23 protein-coding genes are annotated in these 25,190 nt (G+C 38.4%); 9 read left to right on the top strand and 14 right to left on the bottom strand.

Features of this window, described 5'->3' with window-relative positions:
- Positions 1–9: 9 nt before the first annotated feature.
- The 3 genes from dtd to ACFE6N_RS07850 all read left to right on the top strand — a co-directional run bounded on the left by dtd (position 10) and on the right by ACFE6N_RS07850 (position 2,412).
- On the top strand, positions 10–462 hold the full coding sequence (dtd, locus tag ACFE6N_RS07860) for a D-aminoacyl-tRNA deacylase (protein WP_378935343.1): 453 nt from the start codon (positions 10–12) through the stop codon (positions 460–462).
- 92 nt (positions 463–554) lie between these two features.
- On the top strand, positions 555–2,096 hold the full coding sequence (locus ACFE6N_RS07855) for a glycosyltransferase family 39 protein (protein WP_378935341.1): 1,542 nt from the start codon (positions 555–557) through the stop codon (positions 2,094–2,096).
- Positions 2,086–2,412, top strand: coding sequence for a nucleotide pyrophosphohydrolase (locus ACFE6N_RS07850; protein WP_090983182.1), 327 nt, complete (start codon positions 2,086–2,088; stop codon positions 2,410–2,412). The genes ACFE6N_RS07855 and ACFE6N_RS07850 overlap by 11 nt, the downstream gene beginning before the upstream one ends.
- Before the next feature lie 30 nt (positions 2,413–2,442).
- On the opposite strand, the gene ACFE6N_RS07845 is transcribed toward ACFE6N_RS07850, so the two are convergent.
- Together ACFE6N_RS07845 and ACFE6N_RS07840 are read right to left on the bottom strand one after the other, a co-directional pair.
- On the bottom strand, positions 2,443–2,745 hold the full coding sequence (locus ACFE6N_RS07845) for a DUF4286 family protein (protein ID WP_145859181.1): 303 nt from the start codon (positions 2,743–2,745) through the stop codon (positions 2,443–2,445).
- 240 nt (positions 2,746–2,985) lie between these two features.
- Positions 2,986–4,809, bottom strand: coding sequence for a tetratricopeptide repeat protein (locus tag ACFE6N_RS07840; protein ID WP_378935339.1), 1,824 nt, complete (start codon positions 4,807–4,809; stop codon positions 2,986–2,988).
- Positions 4,810–5,038: 229 nt separating this feature from the next.
- Here ACFE6N_RS07840 and ACFE6N_RS07835 point away from each other — a divergent pair, with 229 nt between their 5' ends.
- From ACFE6N_RS07835 to ACFE6N_RS07825, 3 genes are all read left to right on the top strand, one after another.
- Positions 5,039–6,922: a S9 family peptidase gene (locus ACFE6N_RS07835; RefSeq protein WP_378935337.1), complete on the top strand. Its 1,884-nt coding sequence runs from the start codon at positions 5,039–5,041 to the stop codon at positions 6,920–6,922.
- Positions 6,923–6,924: 2 nt separating this feature from the next.
- Complete coding sequence (locus ACFE6N_RS07830; protein WP_378935335.1) at positions 6,925–8,598, top strand: sensor histidine kinase; 1,674 nt, start codon at positions 6,925–6,927, stop codon at positions 8,596–8,598.
- A 97-nt stretch (positions 8,599–8,695) separates the two neighbouring features.
- Complete coding sequence (locus tag ACFE6N_RS07825) at positions 8,696–9,385, top strand: response regulator transcription factor (protein ID WP_090983192.1); 690 nt, start codon at positions 8,696–8,698, stop codon at positions 9,383–9,385.
- 81 nt (positions 9,386–9,466) lie between these two features.
- On the opposite strand, the gene ACFE6N_RS07820 is transcribed toward ACFE6N_RS07825, so the two are convergent.
- The 5 genes from ACFE6N_RS07820 to ACFE6N_RS07800 all read right to left on the bottom strand — a co-directional run bounded on the left by ACFE6N_RS07820 (position 9,467) and on the right by ACFE6N_RS07800 (position 15,503).
- The gene (locus ACFE6N_RS07820) at positions 9,467–10,729 is read right to left on the bottom strand and encodes a metallophosphoesterase (RefSeq protein WP_378935333.1); all 1,263 of its coding nucleotides are present in this window, start codon (positions 10,727–10,729) and stop codon (positions 9,467–9,469) included.
- Positions 10,730–10,780: 51 nt separating this feature from the next.
- Positions 10,781–11,563 carry an AAA family ATPase gene (locus ACFE6N_RS07815; RefSeq protein WP_378935331.1) on the bottom strand — a complete coding sequence of 261 codons (783 nt, stop codon included), beginning with the start codon at positions 11,561–11,563 and terminating at the stop codon, positions 10,781–10,783.
- Positions 11,532–13,019 (bottom strand): sigma 54-interacting transcriptional regulator, encoded by a 1,488-nt coding sequence (locus ACFE6N_RS07810; protein WP_090983351.1) that lies wholly within the window; start codon positions 13,017–13,019, stop codon positions 11,532–11,534. The genes ACFE6N_RS07815 and ACFE6N_RS07810 overlap by 32 nt, the downstream gene beginning before the upstream one ends.
- A gap of 152 nt (positions 13,020–13,171) precedes the next feature.
- Positions 13,172–14,269, bottom strand: coding sequence for a VWA domain-containing protein (locus ACFE6N_RS07805; RefSeq protein ID WP_378935329.1), 1,098 nt, complete (start codon positions 14,267–14,269; stop codon positions 13,172–13,174).
- A gap of 352 nt (positions 14,270–14,621) precedes the next feature.
- On the bottom strand, positions 14,622–15,503 hold the full coding sequence (locus ACFE6N_RS07800; protein ID WP_378935327.1) for a carbohydrate kinase: 882 nt from the start codon (positions 15,501–15,503) through the stop codon (positions 14,622–14,624).
- 93 nt (positions 15,504–15,596) lie between these two features.
- Here ACFE6N_RS07800 and ACFE6N_RS07795 point away from each other — a divergent pair, with 93 nt between their 5' ends.
- Complete coding sequence (locus ACFE6N_RS07795) at positions 15,597–16,022, top strand: YybH family protein (protein WP_378935325.1); 426 nt, start codon at positions 15,597–15,599, stop codon at positions 16,020–16,022.
- A 535-nt stretch (positions 16,023–16,557) separates the two neighbouring features.
- Here the strand turns inward: ACFE6N_RS07795 and ACFE6N_RS07790 are convergent.
- From ACFE6N_RS07790 to hemW, 7 genes are all read right to left on the bottom strand, one after another.
- On the bottom strand, positions 16,558–17,172 hold the full coding sequence (locus ACFE6N_RS07790) for a sugar O-acetyltransferase (protein ID WP_378935323.1): 615 nt from the start codon (positions 17,170–17,172) through the stop codon (positions 16,558–16,560).
- 101 nt (positions 17,173–17,273) lie between these two features.
- The gene (locus ACFE6N_RS07785) at positions 17,274–18,152 is read right to left on the bottom strand and encodes a cupin-like domain-containing protein (RefSeq protein WP_378935321.1); all 879 of its coding nucleotides are present in this window, start codon (positions 18,150–18,152) and stop codon (positions 17,274–17,276) included.
- Between the two features lie 129 nt (positions 18,153–18,281).
- Positions 18,282–19,067, bottom strand: a complete 786-nt coding sequence (locus tag ACFE6N_RS07780; protein WP_378935319.1) for a DUF3050 domain-containing protein — start codon at positions 19,065–19,067, stop codon at positions 18,282–18,284.
- Positions 19,068–19,128: 61 nt separating this feature from the next.
- Positions 19,129–20,010 (bottom strand): cupin-like domain-containing protein, encoded by an 882-nt coding sequence (locus ACFE6N_RS07775; protein WP_293745212.1) that lies wholly within the window; start codon positions 20,008–20,010, stop codon positions 19,129–19,131.
- A 231-nt stretch (positions 20,011–20,241) separates the two neighbouring features.
- A complete protein-coding gene (locus ACFE6N_RS07770) occupies positions 20,242–20,793 on the bottom strand; it encodes a fasciclin domain-containing protein (protein ID WP_378935317.1) in 552 nt (183 codons plus the stop codon).
- A gap of 305 nt (positions 20,794–21,098) precedes the next feature.
- A complete protein-coding gene (locus ACFE6N_RS07765) occupies positions 21,099–21,881 on the bottom strand; it encodes an SDR family oxidoreductase (protein WP_378935315.1) in 783 nt (260 codons plus the stop codon).
- A gap of 95 nt (positions 21,882–21,976) precedes the next feature.
- Entirely contained in the window at positions 21,977–23,110 is a 1,134-nt protein-coding gene (gene hemW, locus ACFE6N_RS07760) for a radical SAM family heme chaperone HemW (RefSeq protein ID WP_378935313.1), read from the bottom strand.
- 215 nt (positions 23,111–23,325) lie between these two features.
- On the opposite strand from hemW, the gene ACFE6N_RS07755 reads away from it, so the two are divergent.
- The gene (locus ACFE6N_RS07755) at positions 23,326–24,303 is read left to right on the top strand and encodes a DUF4271 domain-containing protein (protein WP_378935311.1); all 978 of its coding nucleotides are present in this window, start codon (positions 23,326–23,328) and stop codon (positions 24,301–24,303) included.
- 14 nt (positions 24,304–24,317) lie between these two features.
- Positions 24,318–25,088, top strand: coding sequence for a uroporphyrinogen-III synthase (locus ACFE6N_RS07750; protein WP_090983220.1), 771 nt, complete (start codon positions 24,318–24,320; stop codon positions 25,086–25,088).
- Positions 25,089–25,190: the final 102 nt, after the last annotated feature.

The raw sequence follows: 25,190 nt of genomic DNA, 5'->3' as shown, positions 1-25,190 counted from the left end.
TAGTATAAAATGCGTGCAGTTTTACAAAGGGTTACAGCGGCCAGTTGTACCGTTGATGGTGACATAACAGGGGCCATCGAAAGCGGATTTCTGGTATTGTTGGGTATCGAAGATGCAGATACTGTAGAAGATTTAGAGTGGTTGGCGCAGAAAATTATCGGTATGCGTGTGTTTAGTGATGAAAGCGGATTGATGAACAAGGCGCTTGCTGATGTGGGTGGAGATATCTTATTGATCAGCCAGTTTACGTTGTTTGCTTCTACTAAAAAAGGAAACCGTCCGGGCTTTACAAGGGCAGCACGACCGGATGTTGCGATTCCCTTATATGAGAAAATGATTGATAAACTTTCGGCTTTATTGGGGAAAAAAGTAAAAACCGGAATTTTTGGTGCCGATATGAAAATAGCTTTATTAAACGACGGACCGGTTACGATCATAATTGACACCAAAAAGAAAGAATGATTAAAATTTAAATAGCCATCGTGTAACTAATCAAGCAACTGACTGTCAAAAATCAGCATTGTTTATCGCGAAAAACCTGGACTTAAGTAAATATGGGGGAACCAAATCCTAAAAGGCTGGCAGAATACACTTGTCTTGTGTTTTTTCTGATTCTAAAGGTGTTGCTATCCTTTGTATTGGTTAATTCCGTTTATGAATTACACCGCGACGAATTTTTGCATTTAGATCAGGCCAATCATCTTGCGGCAGGTTTCACCTCGGTTCCGCCATTAACTTCGCTTTTTTCCTGGCTGATCAAAGCTTTAGGCAATAGTGTTTTTATGGTAAAGCTTGTTCCTGCCTTAATGGGTGCTTTAACACTACTTTACTGCTGGAAAACTGTCGGGTTTTTAAAAGGTAACCTCCTGGCTAAATGCCTGGTTGCCGTAGCCTTTTTATGTTCTGCTCTGCTGAGGTTAAATACCCTTTATCAGCCTAACTCTTTTGATGTTTTAGCCTGGACAGCCATATTTTATTATTTGCTGAAATATTTTGATAAGAATGAAGCCAGGTATTTATATGTTTTTGCTATCGCTGTGGCTTTGGGCTTTTTGAATAAGTATAATGTTCTTTTCCTGATCATTGGTCTGTTGCCTGCCATCATTATTACTTCAAATCGAAAAATATTTATCGATAAGCATCTTTATCCAGCCATTTTACTTGCACTTTTAATTATCTCGCCAAATGTAATCTGGCAAATTACACATCACTTTCCTGTACTCACCCACATGAAACTTTTGCAGGCCACACAACTGGTACATGTAAACCGGATTGATTTTTTCATCACTCAATTTCTCTTTTTTATCAGTTCGATATTTGTTCTCCTGGCTGGGATTGGTAGTTTGGTTTTTTATAAAGACTTCAGGAAACACAGCTGGATTATTCTTACTTATTTCATTACGCTAATTGTATTTAGCTATTTTAAAGCAAAAGATTATTATGCTTTAGGTTTATATCCGGTTTTACTGGTTTTTGGTGCGGTTTATTTAAGCAGGGTTTTAGCAAATAAATATATATTAACGGGCTTGCTTTTTGCTTTTAATATTTGTTCATTTATTTACCTGTTGCCCCTTTTGATGCCGGTTTATAGTCCTGCGCAAATTATTGCCCATCATAAAAGGTTCGAGCGGGTAGGGGCTTTACGTTGGGAAGACGGGGAAAATCATGCGCTGCCTCAGGATTATGCAGATATGCAGGGCTGGAAAGAACTGGCCGCACTGGTTGATGTTGCTTACGGAAAAGTTAAAGACAAATCTACCCTACTAATACGTGCCGATAATTACGGGCAGGCTGGTGCGATTAACTATTACTCAAAATATAAAAATATCAATGCGGTCTCGTACAACGCCGATTATCTTTATTGGTTTAAAATGGATAAACCGATTAAAACGTTTATTATGATTACTGGTGCCAACGATGAAGATCCCGACCGTAAGAGAGAGCAGCCCTATTTTGAGCAGATTACCAAAATCGGTGAAATAAAAACGCCCTATGCAAGAGAAAGAGGGGCAGGGGTATTTTTACTCGAACAAGCAAAACCCGAAGTAACCCCTATCATAAAAGCAGAAATAGAAGAAGAAAAAAATGACTATTAACGAAGCACAGGAAACGGTAGACCGTTGGATTAACACCACGGGTATCCGTTATTTTAACGAACTAACCAATACGGCAATTTTAATGGAAGAGGTAGGGGAGGTGGCCCGGATTATGGCCCGTAAATATGGCGAGCAATCGTTCAAAAAAAGTGATGAGGCCGTAAACCTGGCTGATGAAATGGCCGATGTAATGTTTGTTTTAATCTGTTTGGCCAATCAAACCGGTATAAATTTAACGGAAGCTTTAGAAAAGAACCTGGAGAAAAAGAGCATCCGCGATGCCGACAGGCATAAGAATAATGAGAAGCTTAAATAAGTCGGAAGTCCTTAGTCAGGAGTCCGGAGCCTAAGCTACGAATTCCATTAAACTTCTATACGCAACGAAACGGTTTTTGTATTTTTCGTTTAACTCCGCCTGCAAAGCTGGTGCAAAGGTTTCCTGGTATTTATTGTAGTGATCTAATGTCTCTACAACATATTGCGAACAGTAAGTTACCCCTTCATTAGGCGAATCAACAACCTTTAATAAACGATTAGAAACAAACATACCCGTTGCCATAACCTGTGGAATATGAACATCCTGCATCCATTGTAACCATTCTTCGGCTACTGCATCTTCAAGGATGAGCGTAACATTATATAAAAACATGGCGCAAAGGTAACTAATATATAAACGTTAAAAAATTAACGATGTAGATTTATTCTTTAAGTGATTTAGATATTAACCAATCAATCATAAGATAGCTTACAGTTCCCAATCTGCAGTTACCAATGAACTAATGACCAATGAACTAATGACCAATGACCAATGACCAATTAACCAATTAACCAATGACCAATAAACCAATGACTAATAACCAATGAACTAACGAAATGAACCATTGGCTCACTAAACCCCATCTCCCCGCAAATTCCTAAATCTTTTTCTGGCCTCAGCGCTGAACATACTGCCGGGATAATCGGTAATCAGTTTTTGGAAATACACTTTCGCTTGTGTGATATTATTCAGTTTCTTTTCGTATAAATCACCTAAGGTAAATAAGGCATCATCTGTCCAGATCCCGTCTTTATATTCTTCCGTTACTTTTTTAAGGATATCAGCAGCTTTTTGAAAATCGTTTGCTTTAATAAAAATCCTTGCTTTACTCATCATAATGGCATCTGATAAGCTGTTTTGAGGATAGGCAATGGCAATGCTGTCCATTTTTTTTATTGCTTTTTCAGGGAGGTTTCTAAATAAAAGCATTTCTGCGTCAGCATACATTTTCAGGGCATTGCTATCGGCTGGTGTCTGGATGTTATCACTGATCAATAAACTTAGATTCAATGCATCATTGGCAATCAGTTGCGAGGTAGCAGCTTTTAAAACCAAACATTGGCTATTGCTGTATTCGAAATTGCCCTGATAAAAAGAAAGTTTAGCGCTCCTGAAGCGGGCTTCATTTCCTATGGGTTGACCTTCAAACCTTTTGCTTACTTGCTCGTACACTAAAAACGCTTCCCAGGGTTGGTTCGTTAAAATATAAATGTCGCCCAAATCAAGTTTTAACTGGCCTAAGTCCTGGTCGTTTATGCCTGGCATTTTTATTGCATTTTCCAATTCTTTTTCTGCATTAGCCGGTTTATTTAAATAGTAAGCCTGCAGGTTGGCCAGTTTTTTTATTGCAAAAAGGGTATTCCTGTTTTTGCCGTTTTCTTCAAGCAAGGATTCATAGTCTTTTGCAAGCAGATCGAGGTCTGCAACTGAATATTTTCCGCTGGTCCGTAGGTTGTACCTGGTATTCAGCATCTCTATTTTTGAAGGAAGATAATACTGGTTATCTTTTCCTTTGGTGAGCAGGTAATCGTAAGCTTTAATCGCTGTTTCGTAGGCACCATTGTCAACAAAGGTATAAATGGCATTAAACAAAGTACCGCCATCTGCTTTAGTCCGTTTATCATAGGCAATAAGCTGGCGCAGGGCCATTTCAAATTCCTGTTGCTGAATGTAATTCCAGGTGAGCAACTGAATGTAAACTTCGGCATCAGGTGCTTTTTGTACTTTTTTTAAAATGGCCGCCTGAAAGGTTTGATAATCGTTTTTATCTTCAAAAATAGAAGCGAGTACAGTTTCTGCCTGCGGTAATAACTGGGGCATTGTTGCAAGCGCATCCAGGTACTCCTGCATGAGCATGGCCTTATCTTTTTTAAAACGGTAGATGTTTAACAATTCAAAGACAAACATCTGATCGTCTCCAAATAGTTTTCTGCCCTGTTTAAAGGTTTGTACTGCGTAATCGTAGTTTTCGAACCGATAAAAGTTATTGGCAAGATTTCTGATCCTGAATTCTTCTTTTGGCAGTTTCGAAATGACCTCATTAAAGATTTTATTGGCAGCCTGCACATCGCCTTTCTCCTGATAAAGTTTGCCCAATGCGATTGGGTAAACGTCGCTCTTTGGATCTTTTTTGATTTCTTTCTTAACCATTTTCTCCGCTACATCATAGCGTTTTAATTTTAGCAGGGTATTAAAGTAAATATCAAAATAAACTTCGTTATTCGGGCTAGAATAAAGTTTTTCCAGTAACACAACGGCCTTGTCATATGCGCCATCCTGATAATACTGGATAGCCAGACTGCTTTCATCAGGTGCAATCTGCTGATTGGGGCGGAAGATTTGTGCATTGGCTCCAAACGACAGCAATACGGATATGATGAAAAAAAAACGGTTCATAAACCCTAAATTATAAGTTTTAAATGTAATATTTTAATACATCTTAAGCCAAACCGGCACTTGAAATTAAACGTATTTTAAATGTTACCTGTATTTTATTTTGTAGATATTTTATAAATACTAAATTGAACCACTACTTATTATTGATCGCATGAGTAACATTGTTGGTGTATATCGCTGTTAAAATTGTTGCGATCCTTATTTTTGTTATCCCGTAAAGGATTTATTTATGCTTAAAAAAATTTTCCTACTGTTAATGGTTGCATCGGTTTGGGCTTGTAAAGGCGCAAAACATGATACTATTCCTGTAGACGATTTTTTTAAAACGCAAGATAAGGCCTACTATCGCATTTCTCCAGATGGAAAAAGTCTTTCTTATTTAAAGCTTCATGATAAAAAACTGGACCTTTTTGCTGAAGATATTGCCACGGGTAATATTGTTCAGTTGACACATTTGAACGGAAAGAACATCAGTTTTCATTTCTGGACCAGCAATAATGAACTGATTTATTATACCGAAGATGGGTCTAAAGAGCGTAGATCCGATATTTTTGTGATCAATAAAGATGGGAGCAAGCAGGTGCAGTTGAGTGCCAATGAGAAAAACAGGTTGAGGGTAATTGAAGACCAATTGATTGATGATAAATATATTATTGTAGCTTCGAATAAGCGAGATTCGACGGTTTTCGACGTGTACCGATTAAACGTTCGGGATGGAAAAATGGAGATTGCTGCGAAAAACCCGGGCAATATTACCAGATGGATGACGGATAGTAAAGGTGTACTTAAAATTGCTGTTGCCAGTGATGGGGTGAACGAAACCTTGATGTACCGCGAAAATGAAAATGAATCTTTTGCGCCTGTAATTACCAATAATTTTGAAACTACTTTTCAACCCATTGCATTTTCTGAAGACCAGCCTAATGTACTTTATGCCATTTCGAGTATTAACCGCGATAAAAATGCGCTGGTAGCGGTTGATTTAAAAAAAGGGAAAGAAAAAGAGGTTCTTTTTGCAAATGATACTTTAAACGTGGTGGATGCAACCTACTCCCGTTTCAGAAAAAAAATGCTTTTTGCAACATGCGAGACCTGGAAAAGAGAAAAATTTTACCTTGATGACAGTGTAAAGGTAGCTTACTCCAGGATTGATAAACTTTTACCTGGTACTGAATGGATCATTATGGACAGAGATAAGACAGACCAGGTGTTTGTGATCCGTACTTTTACCGATAAAAATCCAGGTTCTTATTATTTGTATACCGCAATTGATCAAAAGCTTAAAAAGCTTACGGATGTAAGTCCTTCCATTAAACCGGAAGATATGAATGCCATGAAACCGATCAGTTTCAAAAGCCGCGATGGCCTAACCATTAATGGTTATTTAACTTTGCCAAAAAATAAGAAAGCAGCTGGCTTACCTGTGGTTGTCCTGCCACATAATGGTCCTAAAGCAAGAAATAGTTGGGGCTACAATGCAGAGGTACAATTTTTGGCCAACCGTGGCTATGCCGTTCTGCAGGTAAATTACCGGGGTTCTACCGGTTATGGAAAATCATTTTATGCTGCGGGTTTTAAGCAATGGAGCGATAAGATACAGAATGATGTTAACGATGGCGTAAAATGGCTGATTAAGGAGAAAATTGCCAATCCTAAAAAAATTGCCATTTACGGCAATGGTTTTGGAGGCTACATTGCTTTAAATTGTTTATATAAAAATCCCGATCTTTACAAATGTGGCGGATCAAATTCAGGTGTAATTAACCTGTTTAGCTATCTGAAAACCTTTCCACCATTTTTAAAGGCCAAATTGCAGATGTATTATGAAATTTTAGGTAATCCGATAACCGATACGGATTATATGCGATTTGCTTCGCCTGTTTTTCATGCAGACCGGTTTAAATCGCCTGTTTTTATTGCCCAGAATCCCAAAGATCCAAGCGTTAACGTAGCAGAAGGTGTACAGTTTATCAAAGAACTTAAAAAAAGGAACGTTCAGGTTACTTATATTGAAAAAGAGGAAGGTCCAGATCCTTTGGTACGTCAGCAGAGCAGGACAGCTTTGTACAAAGCCTTGGAAGAGTTTTTAAAAGAAAACTTAGGTAAAAGATAGGTATGGCCTTAGAAAAGCAAAGCAACTACCGTAAAAACTTTACCTTAGGTGTAACCTTTATTACACTCATTTCTATACTTTTTATCCTTTCGCTTTTTCTCGCGTTTAACTATAGCAAAAAAACGATAGAGAATGATTTTGTTTCAGAGAAGGTAAATGTCCTGGAACAAAGTATTAAGCCGTACAATGATTTTTTTCAGAACAAAATGCCTGAGATTTCTTATTATAATGGCTATCTGGACTCTTCTACTGCAGCGAAGTTTGTAGATACTGTGATGTTAAAATATCCCTTCATCTCTAAGGTTACTTTTTACGATACAGAAGTGAAGAACGTGCCGGTTAAAGATGGGATTAATGCAAATCACTTGGGTATCGGGCCAAAATCTATTTTCCAGTTCGGGAAAGGAGTAAAGCCTGATTCAGTAAAGTTGTATTCAGAGGATGATACAAAATCTTTTACCGTAGGCAGTGATTTTAATGCTATTGCCATTAAACTTGCCACTTTTGTTGAGGATCTTGATACCGCATCGGTGCCCACACAAGAAGAGCTGTTTACCAACTTTTCTATTGTGAATTCCAACGAAAATAAAATCACTTACTTAAATATTCCCCGCCGTGAAGATTTAAGGATATATAAAGATATGATCAGGAGGAAGTTAAGCCCGGCGCCTGTATATCAACAGGATATAATGGTTTTTAATCTCAATGCACATAAAATCAAGATTATCAATACCAGGCCCTTGCTGTACCAAACCATCAGGATTGAACCACTGACTTATGATCCGATTGATACTTCAGATGAAAATATCAATACTGAAATTGCCCTTCCTGGTGCATTTTCTGATTTTAAATTATACCTCATTTCATCAAAATCTTACATCAAGAAAGAAATTTTTATTTATTTCATGCCAATAGCATTGGTGTTATTGCTGGTATACGGTGTGCTTTTACTGGTTGCATTTTTGATTTACCGTAACCTGAATATCAACAGTAAAATGTTTAAGTTGCAGTACGATTTTGTAAACAACTTGACGCATGAGTTTAAAACCCCTGTTAGTGTAATTAAAATCGCGGGGAACAATATTAAAAGCGCGCCGGCATTAAGTCAGAAAGAGCAGCAGCTTTATGGCAAGATACTGGATGAAGAAGCCGATAAACTGAATGGTTTGATGAACAAATTACTGGCCTTTACACAAATTGAAAATAAAGCCATTAAACTAAACCAGGATGAGGTTAATATTGTTGATTTTATAGAAAGTACAATTGAATCGCATACCTTAAAACATCCTGATTTTAAAATTACTTATGAGGTAGCGGGATTTAAAACTTTTATTACCGATCCGGTACTATTGGGTAGCTTGTTCGATAATCTGGCAGAGAACGCTTACAAGTATTCAAAACCAGAGCAGAAAAAACTGCACATTAGTGCAAAGCTGATAAAAGGGGTACTGGTTTTCCGTTTTGCTGATAAGGGAATTGGCATCCCGGCGTCTGAATTAAACAATATATTTAAGAAGTTTTTCAGGATCCAGAATGAATATAACCAAATGGGCAGTGTAGGCCTGGGTTTGGCATTCTGCAAAGAACTGGTTAACTTTATGGATGGAGAAATTTCCGTAAAAAGTAAAGTAGGGAGTGGTACAGAATTTAAAATCGTGCTGCCTTATAATAGTTAAATTAAGGAATTGGAAAGTTAAAGGTTGAAAGGTTGTAATGTTAAATTAACCTTCAAACATTGCAACGTTTCAACATTACAATGTAACACACACATAAATGTCTAAAGAAGTAAAAATATTAATTGTAGAAGATGATGAGAATCTTCGTTTTCTGGTTGCTCACCGGTTAAAGGCCGAAGGTTATACCGTGTTGGAAGCCAACGATGGTGAAGCGGGTGAAAGGATGATTTTGGCCGATCAGCCTGATATTGTGTTATTAGACTGGATGATGCCAGGTAAGCAGGGTGCTGAGGTTTGCGAGAATGTACGTAAACAGGGTTTCGAGAACCTGGTGATTATGATGACAGCAAAGGCCCAGGACGTAGATAAAATAGATGCCTACAATTTTGGTGCATCTGATTATATCACCAAACCGTTTAATATGGATGTACTGGTGGCCATGTTGGAGAGCAAGGTGAAATTTATCGTTAATAAAGATTCGGCCGAGATTCATCGTTTTGGTAATATGGAGCACCATCCAAATATTCACACCCTATTCAGGGACGGAAGGAAAATCGAGTTGACGATATTGGAAAACCGTATTCTCCTTTATTTCTTGCGTAACCCTGGTAAAGTAATTAACCGTGATGAACTGATGCTGGTGGTGTGGGGCTACAACTCCGACGTGAACACCAGAACGCTTGATATGCATATTGTACGCCTACGTAAAAAGATAGAATTGAATCCTGATAACCCGCAGTTGCTGCAGACGGTCAGGGGCGTAGGTTATCGCTTTAATGCAGGATAAAGACTGTTTGTGCCGTCAGATGTTGCCATCTGGCGGTTTTAAGTTATTCAAATAGATGCCAGATGGTAACGTCAGATAACGCTAAGCCCTTTTCAAAGTAAATATTGTAATCTCCGGTAAAATACCAACCCTGCCCGGATAACCTAAAAAGCCGTATCCCACGTTAACATACAGCTGTTGTTTTTGCTCCTGGTATAAGCCTGCCCACTCTTTATAAATGTATTGCACCGGGCTCCATTGCATTTCCTTTAAACGAACGCCAAACTGCATGCCGTGCGTATGGCCGCTAAACATGGCATCGATTTGTGGATATTTCTGTAAAACTTCTCCACGCCAATGCGATGGGTCGTGACTAAGTAAAAGTTTAACCGGTAAATCATCTGTATTTTGAACTGCCAGTTCCATTTTTCCATATTTAGGAAAACGGCCCATTCCCCAGTTTTCAACCCCTAAAATCCCGATTTCTTCCCCATCTACCTTTAATCTCCGGTTTTCATTCATCAAAAGATCGTAGCCCATTATTTTATGCACGTCAACCATATCTTTCAGGTTTTTAACTTTGGCCGGAGATGATTCCTTCCCAAAATAATAATCACCGTAATCGTGATTGCCCAACGAAGAATATACGCCTAGCGGTGCTTTTACTTTCGAAAATATATCCTGATAATCCTTTACTTCGTTAGTGAGGTTATTCACCAAATCGCCTGTGAAAAAGATAAAATCGGGTTTTTCACCCAACAACATTTCTACACCGCCTTTCACAGCGGTTTTGTTATAAAAACTGCCAGAGTGAATATCAGAAATCTGTCCCAAGGTAATGCCATCAAAAGCTTTGGGAAGGTTAGGAAGGATCAAATTAACACGTCTCACCTGGTAATCATAAGCGCCTGAAATAATACCCCAACTCAATGATGTTAGTGGAACTGCAGCCGCTACCAATCCGGCTTTTACCAGAAATTCTGATCGTGAAATATGGTCGCCAGTAGTAGACTGTTCGTTTTGTGGTATGGTTGAAGCTTCGGCTGTTTTATTTTTTCTGAAAATTTTAATGAACAACCTGCGTAAATCATCTAACACTAAAAAAGGCAACATCGCCATTTTACAGGCTACAGTTAAAAAGAAAGCCACTAAAATAACAGCCCTTAGGGTTAGGAAAAGATTGAGGTAAATGCCACAAAAAACACCGATGATCAGTAAGGTGCTATAGGTCCAATAAGCAATGGTAAATACCTTTTTAGTATTCGGTTTCCATTTTTTAAATACGGCGATGATGGCTTTAAAGCAGTAAATATCAAATGCAATAATGAAAATGCAGGCGGCAATAATGAAAGGTAATCTTCCCATATGATCGGGTTATTCGATTTAAGTATAAATAAATTGATTTAATCGCCTAAATTAAGTATTTGAAGTAAATATATCATTCAATATTCGTTGCGGATGATCTAAAAAGGCCTTGTAGACCCTGTAAACCTCCGATTCTTCATATTTAACCCTCACTATTTTGTTTTCGGTCATTTCATATATCCAGGCTTTCGGGTAGGATAATAAAATCGGCGAGTGTGTGGCGATGATCAATTGCGAATTATCGTTAACCAAATTATTGATTTTGGATAACATTGCGATTTGTTTTGTTGCAGAAAGCGCAGATTCGGGCTCATCAAGTATATAAACGCCGTGGCTGCCAAAACGGTTCATAAAAAGCGACCAAAACGACTCTCCATGCGATTGCTCATGTAGAGATACACCACCATAAGAATTTATAATTTTTGGTCCGCGAGGTTCCTCATCCAGTTTATCAATCTCGCTCGCAACATTGTAGAAACTCTCTCCCCTTAAAAAATAACCGTTTTTAATATGTTTAAATCCTTTTGTTATCATAAGGTGGTTATGCAAAGCAGAATGTGTTGCAGTACTTTTAAAGTTAAAATTTTTGCCACCACCCTCCGCATTAAAGCCAAGATAAACGGCTATAGCTTCGATAAGGGTTGACTTTCCAACTCCATTTTCACCGGTTAAGAAAGTAACATTAGGGTGGAAATCTAGTTTTTCAAAAGATTTTAAACAAGGTATATTAAACGGATATCCATTAGGAAGGTTCTCTTGTTTTAACCTTAGCGATAAGAGATATCCGTTGAATTCCATTTGCTTATCTGAAGTCGTCTTCATCTTCTTCTTCATCAAATTCGGCATTAAATAAACTGCCAAACATATCAGAGAAGCCGAAGCCGCCATTTAAAAAGTTTTTGCTCAGTTGTGAATATTCAGCTAAACCATGTAACACGAATTCCATTAAAAGTAAAGTTTGGTTCTCACTTAGCTTAGGATGAAACTTCTTTACCAGATCGTATAAACCTGGTACAAGCATCAGCGCCTTTTTGTATTGTACATTCGTTAAAGCATCGGTAACATCAATATTATTACCATCAGTAAACCATTCGGTTACTTCGGTATATGGATTAGCCGTTTTTGTTTTCTTTGCTTTTTCGGGGTCGGGGAAATACCGTGCAAATAAGGTTTTGACAGCTTTGCCGATTAATGTTGTGGCTACATGTGCGGGCCCTTCTAATTCACCTTCGTAAACCAATTCTATCTTACCTGTTATGGCCGGGATAACTCCTGCAAAGTCAGATAAACGTACAAATGTGTTTTTATCGCCGGAAATCAGCATTCTTCTTTCAGCGGTGCTGATTAAATTTTCATAAGCGGAGATGGTCAACCTGGCAGATACACCCGATTTTTGGTCGATATATTCACTTTTACGGGCTTCAAAAGCAATTTGCTCTATCAGGTCTTTCACCAATCCATCGGCTTCTATGCTGGTCCGCTGATCAGCCGTTAATTTTGCTTCCTGGAAAGTAATCTTGCGTGAAATTTCGACCGTTTTTGGATAATGAGTTAAAATCTGGCTCTCAATCCTGTCCTTTAACGGTGTAACAATACTTCCGCGGTTGGTATAATCTTCCGGATTTGCTGTAAAAACAAACTGTATATCCAGTGGCAAACGCAATTTGAAGCCACGGATCTGGATATCTTTTTCCTGCAGCATGTTGAACAATGCCACCTGGATACGCGCCTGTAAATCGGGTAGTTCGTTAATCACAAATATACTGCGGTGTGCACGCGGAATCAATCCAAAGTGGATTACGCGCTCATCGTTATAAGTCAACTTCAAGGTCGCCGCCTTAATGGGGTCAACATCGCCGATTAAATCTGCAACGGTAACATCCGGTGTGGCCAGTTTTTCGGTATATCTTTCACTTCGGTGCAACCAGGCAATTTCGGTATCATCACCCTTAGTGGCAATCTCATTTTTTGCATACCAGGAAATTGGATTTAACGGGTCATCGAAAATCTCGCTTCCTGCTACATAGGGTACGTATTCATCCAGCAAGTTTACCATTAAACGGGCAATACGTGTTTTTGCCTGCCCGCGTAAACCTAAAAGTAAAATGTTATGACGCGATAAAATAGCCGTTTGCAGCTCGGGAATTACTGTTTCATCATAGCCGATAATGCCTTCAAACTCCGCTTTTTTGTCGCGTAAAACTTTGATCAGATTTTCCCTGAGTTCTTCTTTTACTGATCGTGATGTATATCCTGTAGTTTTTAACTGGCCTAATGTTGTGTTTTGCATCTTTTTAATTGGGTTTAAGGCATAGGGTTTAAGGTATAAGGTTTGCAAGTGCGCAAGCCTCTTACCTATATCTATCTTCCTTTTTAATGTTTTATGGTTGATCTGGGCAGGAACTGGCGATGGTTTTTAACTTATGCCTTTTACCTTCAACCTTACTTAACTGTTTTTCTTCTGTTTTTAATGTAATCTTCAAAAATGTATTCGCCCAAACCATTTAGAGAGCTATAAAAAGCCCTGCCGCCATTAATTTCGGTAAACTGCCGAACAAACTGTTGCAGGTAAGGATCTTTGGCAATCATAAATGTTGTAATCGGGATCTTCAGCCGCTTACATTGGGCTGCCATGTTTAAGGTTTTATTGATGACCTTCCTATCCAAGCCCATACTGTTTTTATAGTATCTGCCATTTTCTTTCAGGCAGGTTGGTTTTCCGTCGGTAATCATAAAAATCTGTTTATTATGGGTTTTCCTCCGGCGGAGTAAATCTGCAGCCAATTCTAATCCTGCATACGTATTGGTGTGGTAAGGTCCAACCTGCAGATAAGGCAGGTCTTTAACGCTGATGGGCCAGGCATCATTTCCGAAAACCACGATATCTAAAGTATCCTTCGGGTATTTCGTTTTAATCAGCTCGGCTAAAGCCATGGCAACTTTTTTTGCAGGTGTTATCCGGTCTTCACCATATAAAATCATGGAGTGAGAAATATCGATCATCAATACCGTAGAAGTTAAGGTTTTGAAATCCTTTTCCTCTACTTCCAGATCACGGTCAGTTAAAGTGAAATCGCCAATGCCATGGTTAATCTGCGCATTTTGTATCGAAGCGGTCATGTCGATCTGATCCAGGCTGTCACCGAAATTATATTCCCGTCTGTCGGCATTTTTTTCCTCACCAATTCCAGATTGATTACTGTTGTGGTTACCGCGACCAGATTTTTTGAGCTTGCCGAAAATCTCGTCTAAGGCCGATTTTCGGATGGTCTGTTCTGTTTTAGCAGTAATTTTAAATGCTCCGGATTGATTGTCTTCCGTCAGGTAACCTTTATCTTTCAGGTCGTCGATAAAATTACCGATACCGTAATCGTTATTGGTTAGTTTGTATTGTTTGTCGAGTTCGTTCAGCCAGCTTAACGCCTCTGCTGCGTCTCCCGCCGTATAATTCAGCAGTTCGCTAAATAATTTCAGCAACTCATCAAACCCGCCCTTAGGCACATCGCCCGGCTTATAATCAGAAAAACGAAAACCTCTCATGTGTTTGTATTAACGATTTATCGAAGATAAAAGTTTCGCTTTGTTTTAATTTAAGCGCGGTGTCATATTTGGATGCAAGCGGAAAGTTAAAAGCTGAAAGGCCAAAGCATAATCAAATTAAAAATTCCAACAGTTAATGTAAAACTGCAAACAGTAAATTGCAAACTCATTTGGGCGTTTCACCAAGCTGCGCAAGGGTCGGGCTTTCCAGGGCTACGCTTCGCTTCGGTACCGGTAAAGAACCGGCACTGAACCCTTACAATCCCTAACGCAAATGCCATCGGTACAAATAGAAAGGTGAACTGGAATCTGAAAACTTTCAACTGAAAACTGTCAACTGGAAGCAGAATGTTTATTCGAGCGACATATGATAAATTTTCTTATTATACTCAGGATTTGCCCCAGGCTGTGAAGCTACAAAAGCACCAACCTTACAGGCATTGTCCAAAGTGGTTTCCATCGGATAAGCTTGCAGATAACAGGCAATAAAGGTGGCTAAAAAAGCGTCACCGGCGCCAACTGTATCAGCTACCTGCACTTTATAACCTGCATGTTTGAATAATTTGCCTTCCTTTAATACACAAGCACCCTTATCGCCAAGTGTAAGGCAAATGATTCCGATATCAAACTGAGCTGAAAGCTGTTTTAATAATTGTTCGTCAGTATTGCCTGTTAAACCAAACGATTCTTGTACCCAAACCAGCTCATCTTCATTTATTTTCAGAATATCTGCTTTTGCCAAAAGCGCTCCGATTAATTCTTTCGAATAAAATGGCGCCCGGAGGTTGATATCGAATATTTTCGTCTTGGCATTTTCTAAAAGTGCCAGGATGGCTTCTCTTGATTTTTCTTCCCTGCAGGTTAAGCTGCAATATACTAATGCATCAGCCTGTTTTACAGCTTTGGAGTTATCATCAGTAACTTTGATATCATCCCATGCTACAGGCTTTTTTATGGTGTAAGTAGCCTGATGGTTTTCATCTAGTTGCACCACAACCGTACTGGTGGGTAACTCGGTGTGAATTTGGATCAGATCAGTTGCAAAGTGGTTACCGGTTAGAAAACTAAGAAGTGCTCTGCCGTTTTCGTCATTGCCCACAGCGCTGATAAATTGGCTCTCCATACCTTGCTTGTGCAAATTGAGCGCAACATTCATGCTCGAGCCGCCAGCTTTTTTCCCTTCTGGGAAAACATCCCAGAGTATTTCACCAATTGTAATTACTTTATTTTGCATAGTAGATTTATAGAGCTGTAAATAAAGAATTTTTACCCATGGAACAAAATAATTTGTTTCATATCTTTAATTTTTACGTTAACTTCAATAATCATGAAAAAAATACTTTTAATTGCATTAATTTTTACCTCTCTTGGCGCTTTTGCTCAAAATTCGAAAGATAAGCAGGCCATACTTAATCTTCTTGAAAGGCAGCGTACCGATTGGAACAAAGGCGATGTCGAAGCCTTTATGCAAGGTTATGAAAAATCGGACAGTTTGCTTTTTGTTGGCAAAAGCGGACCGACTTACGGCTGGCAAAAAACATTGGATAATTATAAAAAGGGTTATCCTGATAAATCTGCCATGGGGTTTTTGGTGTTTGGTATCAAAAAGGTCGATTTTTTAAGGCCTGATCTGGCTTTTGTACTCGGCAGCTGGAATGTAAAACGTGAAAAGGATGAACTTAAGGGATATTTTACCTTATTGATTAAAAAAATTAAGGGCGACTGGAAAGTAATTATTGATCATAGTAGCTAAGTACGGAAGAAGTAAGATGTAAAATGGAAGAGGGAGGCCTAGTTGCGTTGGTAATGAAAATTTCCCAGAGGTCGTCATTTCGAGCGGAGTGCAACGAAGTCGAGAAATCTGTCAAGACGAATATCTCCTTTGTAGTCTTCGTTTTTAACGAGAGCTTGCGGGAATAGCATTTTTAATGTTTTAAAATTAATTTTTAAGGCGATACAATCGCCATTCTCGCGCATCCCGATTGCAAATCGGGACGATTTCGTGTTCGTCTAACTTACAATCTATTTAATAACAATTTATCTGCAACTAATTGGCGGATTATATATATATGATCCAATAGTCCTCGTTTGTTGGCGGGGATTCTGGAGATTAGCACTTTCAAATGCGAAAGGGAGTCATTTTAAGGCGATACAATCGCCATTCCATTATAGTCTCCGTTTGTAACGGGGATTCGGGAGATTAGCATTTTCAAATGCGAAAGGGAGTCATTTTTAAGGCGATACAATCGCTATTCTCGAGCATCCCGATTGCAAATCGGGACGATTCTTTATTCACCTAACTTAAAATCCTTGTAATAATAATCTTTATCTGCATCTGTTAGCTGGCGGATTATCCTGCATGGGTTTCCTGCGGCAAAAACGTTATCCGGAATATCTCTGGTAACAATACTTCCAGATCCGATTACTACATTAGACCCTATTTTAACGCCCGGATTAATGACTACATTTCCGCCGATCCAAACACTATTACCAATGGTAATTTCTTGTGCCCATTCGTATTCCTGATCACGTAAATGAGCATGGATTGGATGCCCGGCAGTATATATGGCTACATTTGGTGCAATAAAAACATTGTTGCCAATAGTTACCTTTGCACAATCTAAAATAACGAGGTTAAAATTGGCATAAAAATTATCTCCGATCTCAATATTATAGCCATAATCGCATCTGAAGGGTGGTTCTACATAAAACATCCTTTCGGTTTTGCCGAATAGCCTTTTTAGTAATTCCTTGCGCTGTTTAACGAATTTGGGAGCCAGGTGATTAAACTCATAAACCAGTTCCCGGGCTTTTAATCTTTCTTTTGCCAGTTCGGCATCACCCGCCTGATAAGCTTGGCCACTCAGCATTTTTTGTTTTTCAGTAAGTTTATTGGTCTTCATTGCTAATCTGATTTTTATTCCGCTAAAGTGTTTTCGCAATAATAATAAAAAACGGGACTATCGTTTACCGATGTCCCGTTGTATTTTAATTTTTTTCAATTTTACGGCTTGCCTTTCGCCAAAGCCTTCTCGGCTATTTTAACCGCTCTTCTCTCTCTCCAATGGGCATATTTTTCTTTGAAAGTCATTTTAATCAGACTGTCAATGGCACCATGGGTAAATAAACTCCAAACACTGGCGATTTTACGTGTAATTGATTGATCCCAGGCCCTTAAGCTTAAAGAAAATGAACCATCTACATATTTCATCCAGTGCCACATTCCTGTTGGCATAAATAAGGTATCGCCGTGTTCTAAAAACACTTCATAACCTTCAACACCATTTAGCGCCGGGAATTTCTTAAAATCCGGGTTGGCCACATCGTAATCTTCCAAAGCATAAGTTGCATTTGGCAGGCAATACAACCTGTCTTTCCATTTATAATCGAATAAGATGATGTGCTTTCTGCCGCCAAAGTGTGTGTGGAAAATATGCGGTAAATCGATATCGTAATGCAAAAAGGTTACCGAGTTAGAACCGCCAAAAAACATTGCAGGCATGCTTTCTATAAAGCCACCCATTAAATCTTTGGGGATTTTAACATCATTAATTAAACTGGGCACTTTTTTAAACAGATTAAAAAAGAATATGCGCAGCTCAGTTGGTTCCCGCTTGATCAGGTCAAGGTAATCGCCAAATTTCATGTGTGCCGTTGCCGCATTAATCGGCTTTGACGGATCTGCCTTAGAGTTATCGTAAAGCGGCACCTCGAGTTCTCCACCAATTTCCTTTAAATATTCAGTCGTCCATTTTTCTCTGGCAGGCCAATCTTTTGTTAGGCCTCTGATTACTAACGGACGTTTAGTTTTCAGATAATTTTTCTTAAAATCTTCGGGAGTGATGCTCTCAACGATATCAACAGGTTTTAAAATGAAACTCATGCTTTTAAAAATCGGTTATTTGTGCCGAACAACAAATGTGTAAATTTTATTTTATAAAATTGTTGTTAACAGCTAAATGTGACTAAAATCACGTAATCTAAAATTAGTAAATACTTAACAATTTAATAATTAAGCCTCCACTTTATTTTTGATCATTTCGGCATAGGCAGCGTCCCACAGTTCGATCCTTTTTTGTAGCGCCATTTTTGCGGTTTCTTCGGCTTCTGTCCAAAATGATTCATCTTTTTCACAAAGCTTCTCCATCATACTGAGCGCTAAATGGCTGTGGTGGTCACCATCTACTTCTATATGGCGCTCCAGGTAATATTTAAAGATCGAAACCTGTTCAGGCTGGGTACTATTTAAGTCATTTACCAGGCTAAAAAACATGTTTGGTATTAAATCCTCCCTGCCAAAAGTGAAACTTGCTGCCTGTAAATGGGTTTTTCCACTATTAATGGTTTCGAAAGTTGCATTCACAAAATCCCTTGCACTTGCTGGTGCCCCGGCGATTTCAAAAGCCTCATCGAAGCTTTTCCCGTTTTTCAGTTCTGCCAAAAAGATCTGGATAGGTTTAGTATTTGCATTACATTGTTCCATGGCATCCAGATAGAGTTCAAAGTGGCTTTTTATGTTTCCATCAGCATCTACATCCGATTCTTCTCCCGCAACAATTTCATTGATCAGTTGCCGGGTAACCGGATCACCTACCGGGAACCAGGGTAAGTTTGTGCAGGTTAAATTTATCTGTAAGGCTTTAAGCAGCGACATAAAATCCCAAACTGCAAAAATATGGTGTTCCATAAAAATGCGGAGATCTTCCACCTCATTAATTGCCGAGTATACTTTATGGTTGATAATCTCTTGCCTAAGCGGCTCAATTTCTTTTTGGATTTTTAGAATATTGGAATGCATATGTTGGATAGGTGAATGACTGAATTATTTGAAACTTTAAGATAAATTGATTCAGTCATTATTATTTCGGTAAATTTTTCTCAAGCGCTCTGCCCGCTCTTTTTACTGCAAGATTTTCTTTCCATTGCATGTACTTCTCGCGGTAGTTTGCTTTCATAAAGTCGTCAAATTTACGCTGTAAAGTTAAGTTATACAAGCTTTTTGCTTTCACCATCCAGCTTTTATCCCATGCCCTTAAGCTGATCGAAAATGAGCCGTCCAGGTATTTCATCCAGTGCCAGTAACCTGTAGGCATAAATAAAGTATCGCCATGCTCTAAAAATGCTTCAATACCCTGAACACCTTTTAATGCAGGAAATTTATCAAAATCGGGATTTTCTACATCATAATCTTCCAAAGCATAAGTGGCATATGGAATTTGATACAAACGTTCTTTCCATTTATAATCAAATAAGATTACATGCTTCCTTCCGTTAAAGTGCGTGTGGAAAATGTGTGCTAAATCAATGTCGTAATGCAAAAAGGTTACTGAGCCTTTACCGCCGAAGAACATATTAGGGTAACTATCTAAAAAACCACCCATTAAATCTTTTGGTGCAATGTAATCTTCCAGCAGCTCAGGTGCAAACTTTATCGGATCAAATAAAAAGATGCGTAGATCAGTCGGAGTTTCCTTAATCAGGTCTATGTAATCGCCAAATTTCATTTCGGCAGCGGATGCATTGATAGGTTTGGAAGGATCAGCTTTGGAACTGTCGTAGAGTGGAACAGTTTTATCCCCAACTACTTCTTTCATATATTCCATCGTCCATTTTTGGTAAGCTGGCCATTTTTTGGCCATGTTTTTTATTACCAAAGGCTTGCGTGGTTTAAGATAGTTCAGTTCGAAATCTGATTTGGAAATATCTTCAACTACATCGATAGGAGATAAAAGGAATTTCATGTTAAGAAACTATTAATGGGACAAAATTAAATAGTTAAGAACACTAAGCATGACAAATACAAAAACTTGAAAAAAAACTGACAATTCATCAAAAAAAGTCAGATGGTATAAGGTTGGGTTAAATTATGAATTATAGTTATTTCTGGTGCGTAGATATAAACTGTTTAAAAAACAAAAACGTTCCGACTTTCGACAGAACGTTTTTGCTAATAATAAGGATGTATTTTAATGTTATTTAGGCATTAATACGGTGTCTACTACGTGGATCACACCATTTTTTTGATAAACGTCTGCAATCGTAACTGTACTCATTCCGCCTTTTTCATCTTTTAGCACCAGTTTTTTGCCTTCCATCCAGGCCCAAAGTTTACCACCTTCTACGGTTGTTAATTCTGCTTTGCCACCACCAGCTTTTATTGCTTTTGCAATTGCTTTACTGTCCATTTTGCCTGCAACAACATGGTAAGTTAAAATTTTGGTAAGGGTTGCTTTGTTTTCTGGTTTAACCAGGTTGTCTACGGTTCCGGCAGGAAGTTTATCGAAGGCAGCATTGGTTGGTGCAAAAACTGTAAAAGGACCAGCACCTTTTAATGTTTCTACCAAACCTGCCGCTTTAACTGCTGCCACTAATGTAGTGTGGTCTTTTGAATTTACCGCGTTATCAACAATATCCTTGGTTGCGTACATGGCAGCGCCGCCAACCATTGGATTTTTTTGAGCGTAAACCTGAGTAGTGAATGCCATGGTAATGATGGCAAATGCGGATAAGATTAAATTTTTCATTATTTCTAATTTTAAGTTTCTGTTATTTGATTCCATTTACGACAGCTTACAGATGCTTGGTTTTTAGAAATTGAAAATTATGTATTAAGTTTTTGATTATTAGTGATTTAAAATTTTATTTTTAAATTTTAAAAAGATGTTTTTGGCGATTTAGATGGAAGTATTTTAACGTCTTCATTAATCCGATTAAAAAAATGGAGTCGCCTGATTAGGCCGATTTATGAAAAGATCGGTACTTACAAAACTTGTGATCTGTGAGCTTCTCAAATCGCTGATCACCCTTAAGGCCCGACGCCAAATGCTTATCAATTCACCTTTGCCGTTCTCACTTTTTTTGAAAAAATCTTTGGAAAAAACCGTTTCAATAATACTGCCCTGGTTTCTTTCCCGCCGATATAAACCTCTTCTTTTTTGCTGCTGGCAGCTTGCACAATTTGTTTAGCACAGTCGGCAGGTGTCATGGCGTTTTCATGCGCATCACCCATTATATTAAGTGGGTTGCCATCTCCTGTGAGCGCATTGTAGGTTACATTGGTTTTGATAAAACCTGGACAGATAATCGTGATATCAATATTTTTATCGTAAACCTCCGATCGGAGCGAATCGAAATAGCCATGCAGCGCATGTTTGGATGCCGCATAAGTAGAGCGGAACTTCGTGCCGAATTTCCCAACAAGACTGCTAATTACTACGATCTGGCCACCACCTTTGGCGATCATTGAGGGTAAAACCGCTTTACTAAGCCCTACCGTACCCCCAAAATTGGTATCCATAATTTGCTGTTCAGTATGAAGATTGGTTGCCAGGGCCAGGCTTCGCTGGCTTACACCTCCGCAATTGATCAATAAATCGATCCTGCCAAAAATACGGATGGCATCAGCAGCTTTATTTTCCAGTGAAGCTGTTTCGCTTAAATCGAATGGCAAAACGTGGACATTAAAGGAGTTTTGGCAGTTTCCTTTAACGCGGAATAATTCATCGCGGTTTCTTCCTGAAATGATCAGTTTATCTCCTGTTTTAAAATATTCATATACCAGGGCTTCTCCTATGCCAGATGATGCGCCTGTGATCCATACAATTTTTGACATATTTTTGCTAATTATTGAATGATTGAGTTTTGAATGCGTGAACGTCGTTTTGATCGCTATTCAGTTATTCTTTAATCCAATCGTTCTCAATTTACTCATTCATCTCCTAATATAAATAATTCCGAAGCAATATGATCGGCAAACAATTTTCCGTTCTGACTTAAATAAATATGATCAGCATCAATCACCAGCCAGTCTTTATCCTCAAAATTTTTAAGGTTATATTTTGTCTCTTCTAAAAAATCCTTTCCGAAATCGCTATTTATTTTTTGTAAATCAGTTCCCCACATTGTCCTCAGCGAAGTCATGATATATTCATTAAATCTATCATGCAAACTTAATTCTTCAACCATTTCAGGAAGTTTATTCTGGTTTAAAGCTTCCAGGTAAGAGGCATTATTCGCAGGGTTTATATACCTGTTTTGGCCGTTAAAACCATGTGCAGACGGACCAACGCCAATATAATCTATGCCTTTCCAATAATTGGTATTATGCAGGGCATAATGGCCTGGTTTGGCCAAATTCGAAATTTCGTAATGTTCAAATCCGGCATTTACCAGTTTATCCATCAAAATTACAAACTGCGCAGCACTTTGGTTATCGTTTACGGGCGTTTGTTTTTTGTTTTTTATGGCATGGGCCAAAGCCGTTCTGGGCTCAACAGTGAGTGCGTAGGCAGAAATATGCGGAACTTCAAGTTCAATGGCCTTTTCGATATTGCTCAGCCATTTTTGATCTGTAAGCAAAGGGTAACCATAAATTAAATCGAGGGTTAAGTTTTCAAAACCAGCATCCTGACTTCTTCTGATGCAATTTTCGGCTTCCTGAGCCTGGTGCGCCCTGTTCATCCAGATCAGATCCTCATCATAAAACGACTGGACTCCAACACTAAAGCGGTTAACCGGCAATTGTTTCAGCTCCTTTAATTTCCGGGCCGTTAAATCATCGGGATTGGTTTCGATGGTAATTTCCGCATTTGCATCCACCGAAAAAGTATGGTTAATCGTATCAAAAATTTTTTGCAACGCATTTTCAGATAGGATAGAAGGTGTACCACCGCCTAAATAGATACTCCCAACCTGTCCGTGAATCCGGTCTTTTTTCATTTTTATTTCCTTACAAATGGCTTCTACCATTTCATCGGCATGTTTTAAGGAAGTGCTGAAATGAAAATCGCAATAGTGGCAGGCCTTTTTACAAAAAGGAATATGAATATAGATACCGGACATTGCTGCAAAGATAGCGAAGTTAATTTTTCTTTATTGTCATAATATACAAGCCTCATCAGCATATAATTCCAAATCTAAGTAAAGTAACAGCTTTACTATTCGTTTGGTAATGTTAAGTAATAGCTTTACTGTGCATATTCACCAATCAATTTATTTTCTTTAGGTAAACCCTGATTATTCAACTACTTTTGCATCTTGAAGTTTTGATTTACCGCATGCCAAAATTTATTTTCTTTTTGTTCGCGTTTGTATGGTTTGCTAATTGTTTGGCGGCACAGGAAACTCCTGTTCAAACAGATAGCGTAGCCGTGAAGCAATACCAATATCGAAGATACCGGCCTGATTCGGCAACATTGGCCAGGCAGCGGTATGTTACCGATTCATTAATTCATCATACCTGGGTACTTCCCGATCGTTTAATTAATAAAAACGCGCTTCTGGATACTATTGAAAAGGAATATCTTTCTCCGGAGCTGGATTTGTGGGCATGGCACAAAAAGTACCAACATTTAAAGAAGAAAGCAAATCCTTACCAGTTGGGTACCAAAATCCCGAAGGGAAACGTAGGCTTATTAGGCTTTATTTTTGGTATGCTTATTATCTTTGCCATTTTAAAAAATGCTTTTTCTAAGCAATTATCAGCAATCGTTCAGGCCTTTTTCAGTAACAGGATTTTGAACAATATTAACAAAGAAGATAACCTGTTTAGTTCATGGCCGTTTTTGTTGCTTTTTGTGCAATTTGGTTTCGTTTTTGGAATGTTCTTTTTTCTGGTTGCCCAATGGAATGATATGTATCAAGCTAAAGACGGCTTTAAGTTTTTCTTTAGTATTTCCATCACGATTATTGTTTTTTATGCCCTCAAACTAATCATCTTACGATTTTTAGGTTATCTGTTTAATGTGCAGAAACCAGTGGGGGAATATATTTCAATTTTGTATCTCAGTTACTTCAATGCGTCATTGCTATTCATTCCCCTAGTAGTTGCTTTTGCCCTGTCGCCGCTAAAATACGGTTCGGTTTATATTGTGTTGGCTTTCTTGTTGTTAGGCGTCATTTTTACCTTTCAGCTCCTGAGGGCAGGTGTAACGATACTTTCTAACAATAAGTTTTCTAAAATGCATTTATTTTTGTACTTTTGCGCGCTTGAAATATGTCCCGTCCTCATACTAATTAAAACGATAGGACTGTAGCAGGAAAAGGAAAAATGCAAGAAAAGAACGACTCTAGAATCCGCAAAGTAAAAAGTATTTTGGTTACTTTACCAAAACCTGAAACAGAAAAATCTCCTTATTATGATTTGGCCAAAAAACACAACTTAAAAGTTGATTTTAGGTCTTTTATCCACGTTGAAGGTGTACCCGCAAGAGACTTTAGAAAGGATAAGATTAATCTGGCCGATTTTACGGCTGTGATTTTTACCAGCCGAAATGCAGCAGATCATTTTTTTAGAATCTGCGAGGAAATGCGTTATGAAGTGCCGGCAGAATTAAAATATTTCTGCCTGTCTGAAACCATTGCTTTATATCTGCAGAAATATATCCAGTATCGTAAGCGTAAGATCTTTTTTGGTAAACAAACTGCAGCCGATTTGGCCGAAGTGTTAAAGAAACATGCAAACGAGAAATTTTTATACCCTTGTTCTGATGTGGCAACCGAAGATACCATGAAGTTTTTGGAAAAAAGCGGATACAATTTTACACCGGCGGTTTTATTTAGGACTGTAGTGAGCGATCTATCCGATTTAGCCGAGGTATTCTATGATGTTATCGCATTTTTTAGTCCTTCAAGTATTCAATCTTTATTTAAAAATTTCCCTGATTTTAAACAAAACAATACCCGTATTGCAGCTTTTGGAACCAATACCAGTAAAGCCTGTACGGATATGGATCTGATTGTAGATATTGCCGCGCCAACCCCAGGTGTCCCATCAATGACCATGGCCATTGAGAATTACATCAAAATATCTAATAAATAGCAATAAAAAATATTTTTTCAAGTCAGCACAACAAAAGCATAACTTTCCTGTTAATAAGAGAGTTATGTCTTTTATTGAAAACGCATATCGCCGGATGATCAA

Origin of the sequence: Pedobacter sp. BG31, from assembly GCF_042464845.1 — a bacterium.
GTDB lineage: Bacteria > Bacteroidota > Bacteroidia > Sphingobacteriales > Sphingobacteriaceae > Pedobacter > Pedobacter suwonensis.
This window is presented reverse-complemented; position numbering and strand designations above follow the sequence as displayed.

Bases quoted from the DNA above. Each gene is read 5' to 3' on its own strand.
- ACFE6N_RS07775 (WP_293745212.1), bottom strand. From the start codon at position 20,010: ATGAAATTCCTTTTATCTCCTATCGATGTAGTTGAAGATATTTCCAAA.
- hemW (WP_378935313.1), bottom strand. From the start codon at position 23,110: ATGTCCGGTATCTATATTCATATTCCTTTTTGTAAAAAGGCCTGCCAC.
- ACFE6N_RS07840 (WP_378935339.1), bottom strand. From the start codon at position 4,809: ATGAACCGTTTTTTTTTCATCATATCCGTATTGCTGTCGTTTGGAGCC.
- ACFE6N_RS07790 (WP_378935323.1), bottom strand. From the start codon at position 17,172: ATGAAGACCAATAAACTTACTGAAAAACAAAAAATGCTGAGTGGCCAA.
- ACFE6N_RS07750 (WP_090983220.1), top strand. From the start codon at position 24,318: ATGCAAGAAAAGAACGACTCTAGAATCCGCAAAGTAAAAAGTATTTTG.
- ACFE6N_RS07805 (WP_378935329.1), bottom strand. From the start codon at position 14,269: ATGAGAGGTTTTCGTTTTTCTGATTATAAGCCGGGCGATGTGCCTAAG.
- ACFE6N_RS07845 (WP_145859181.1), bottom strand. From the start codon at position 2,745: ATGTTTTTATATAATGTTACGCTCATCCTTGAAGATGCAGTAGCCGAA.
- ACFE6N_RS07810 (WP_090983351.1), bottom strand. From the start codon at position 13,019: ATGCAAAACACAACATTAGGCCAGTTAAAAACTACAGGATATACATCA.
- ACFE6N_RS07795 (WP_378935325.1), top strand. From the start codon at position 15,597: ATGAAAAAAATACTTTTAATTGCATTAATTTTTACCTCTCTTGGCGCT.
- ACFE6N_RS07785 (WP_378935321.1), bottom strand. From the start codon at position 18,152: ATGAGTTTCATTTTAAAACCTGTTGATATCGTTGAGAGCATCACTCCC.
- ACFE6N_RS07800 (WP_378935327.1), bottom strand. From the start codon at position 15,503: ATGCAAAATAAAGTAATTACAATTGGTGAAATACTCTGGGATGTTTTC.
- ACFE6N_RS07820 (WP_378935333.1), bottom strand. From the start codon at position 10,729: ATGGGAAGATTACCTTTCATTATTGCCGCCTGCATTTTCATTATTGCA.
- ACFE6N_RS07755 (WP_378935311.1), top strand. From the start codon at position 23,326: ATGCCAAAATTTATTTTCTTTTTGTTCGCGTTTGTATGGTTTGCTAAT.
- dtd (WP_378935343.1), top strand. From the start codon at position 10: ATGCGTGCAGTTTTACAAAGGGTTACAGCGGCCAGTTGTACCGTTGAT.
- ACFE6N_RS07815 (WP_378935331.1), bottom strand. From the start codon at position 11,563: ATGAAGAAGAAGATGAAGACGACTTCAGATAAGCAAATGGAATTCAAC.
- ACFE6N_RS07855 (WP_378935341.1), top strand. From the start codon at position 555: ATGGGGGAACCAAATCCTAAAAGGCTGGCAGAATACACTTGTCTTGTG.
- ACFE6N_RS07835 (WP_378935337.1), top strand. From the start codon at position 5,039: ATGCTTAAAAAAATTTTCCTACTGTTAATGGTTGCATCGGTTTGGGCT.
- ACFE6N_RS07850 (WP_090983182.1), top strand. From the start codon at position 2,086: ATGACTATTAACGAAGCACAGGAAACGGTAGACCGTTGGATTAACACC.
- ACFE6N_RS07830 (WP_378935335.1), top strand. From the start codon at position 6,925: ATGGCCTTAGAAAAGCAAAGCAACTACCGTAAAAACTTTACCTTAGGT.
- ACFE6N_RS07770 (WP_378935317.1), bottom strand. From the start codon at position 20,793: ATGAAAAATTTAATCTTATCCGCATTTGCCATCATTACCATGGCATTC.
- ACFE6N_RS07765 (WP_378935315.1), bottom strand. From the start codon at position 21,881: ATGTCAAAAATTGTATGGATCACAGGCGCATCATCTGGCATAGGAGAA.
- ACFE6N_RS07780 (WP_378935319.1), bottom strand. From the start codon at position 19,067: ATGCATTCCAATATTCTAAAAATCCAAAAAGAAATTGAGCCGCTTAGG.
- ACFE6N_RS07825 (WP_090983192.1), top strand. From the start codon at position 8,696: ATGTCTAAAGAAGTAAAAATATTAATTGTAGAAGATGATGAGAATCTT.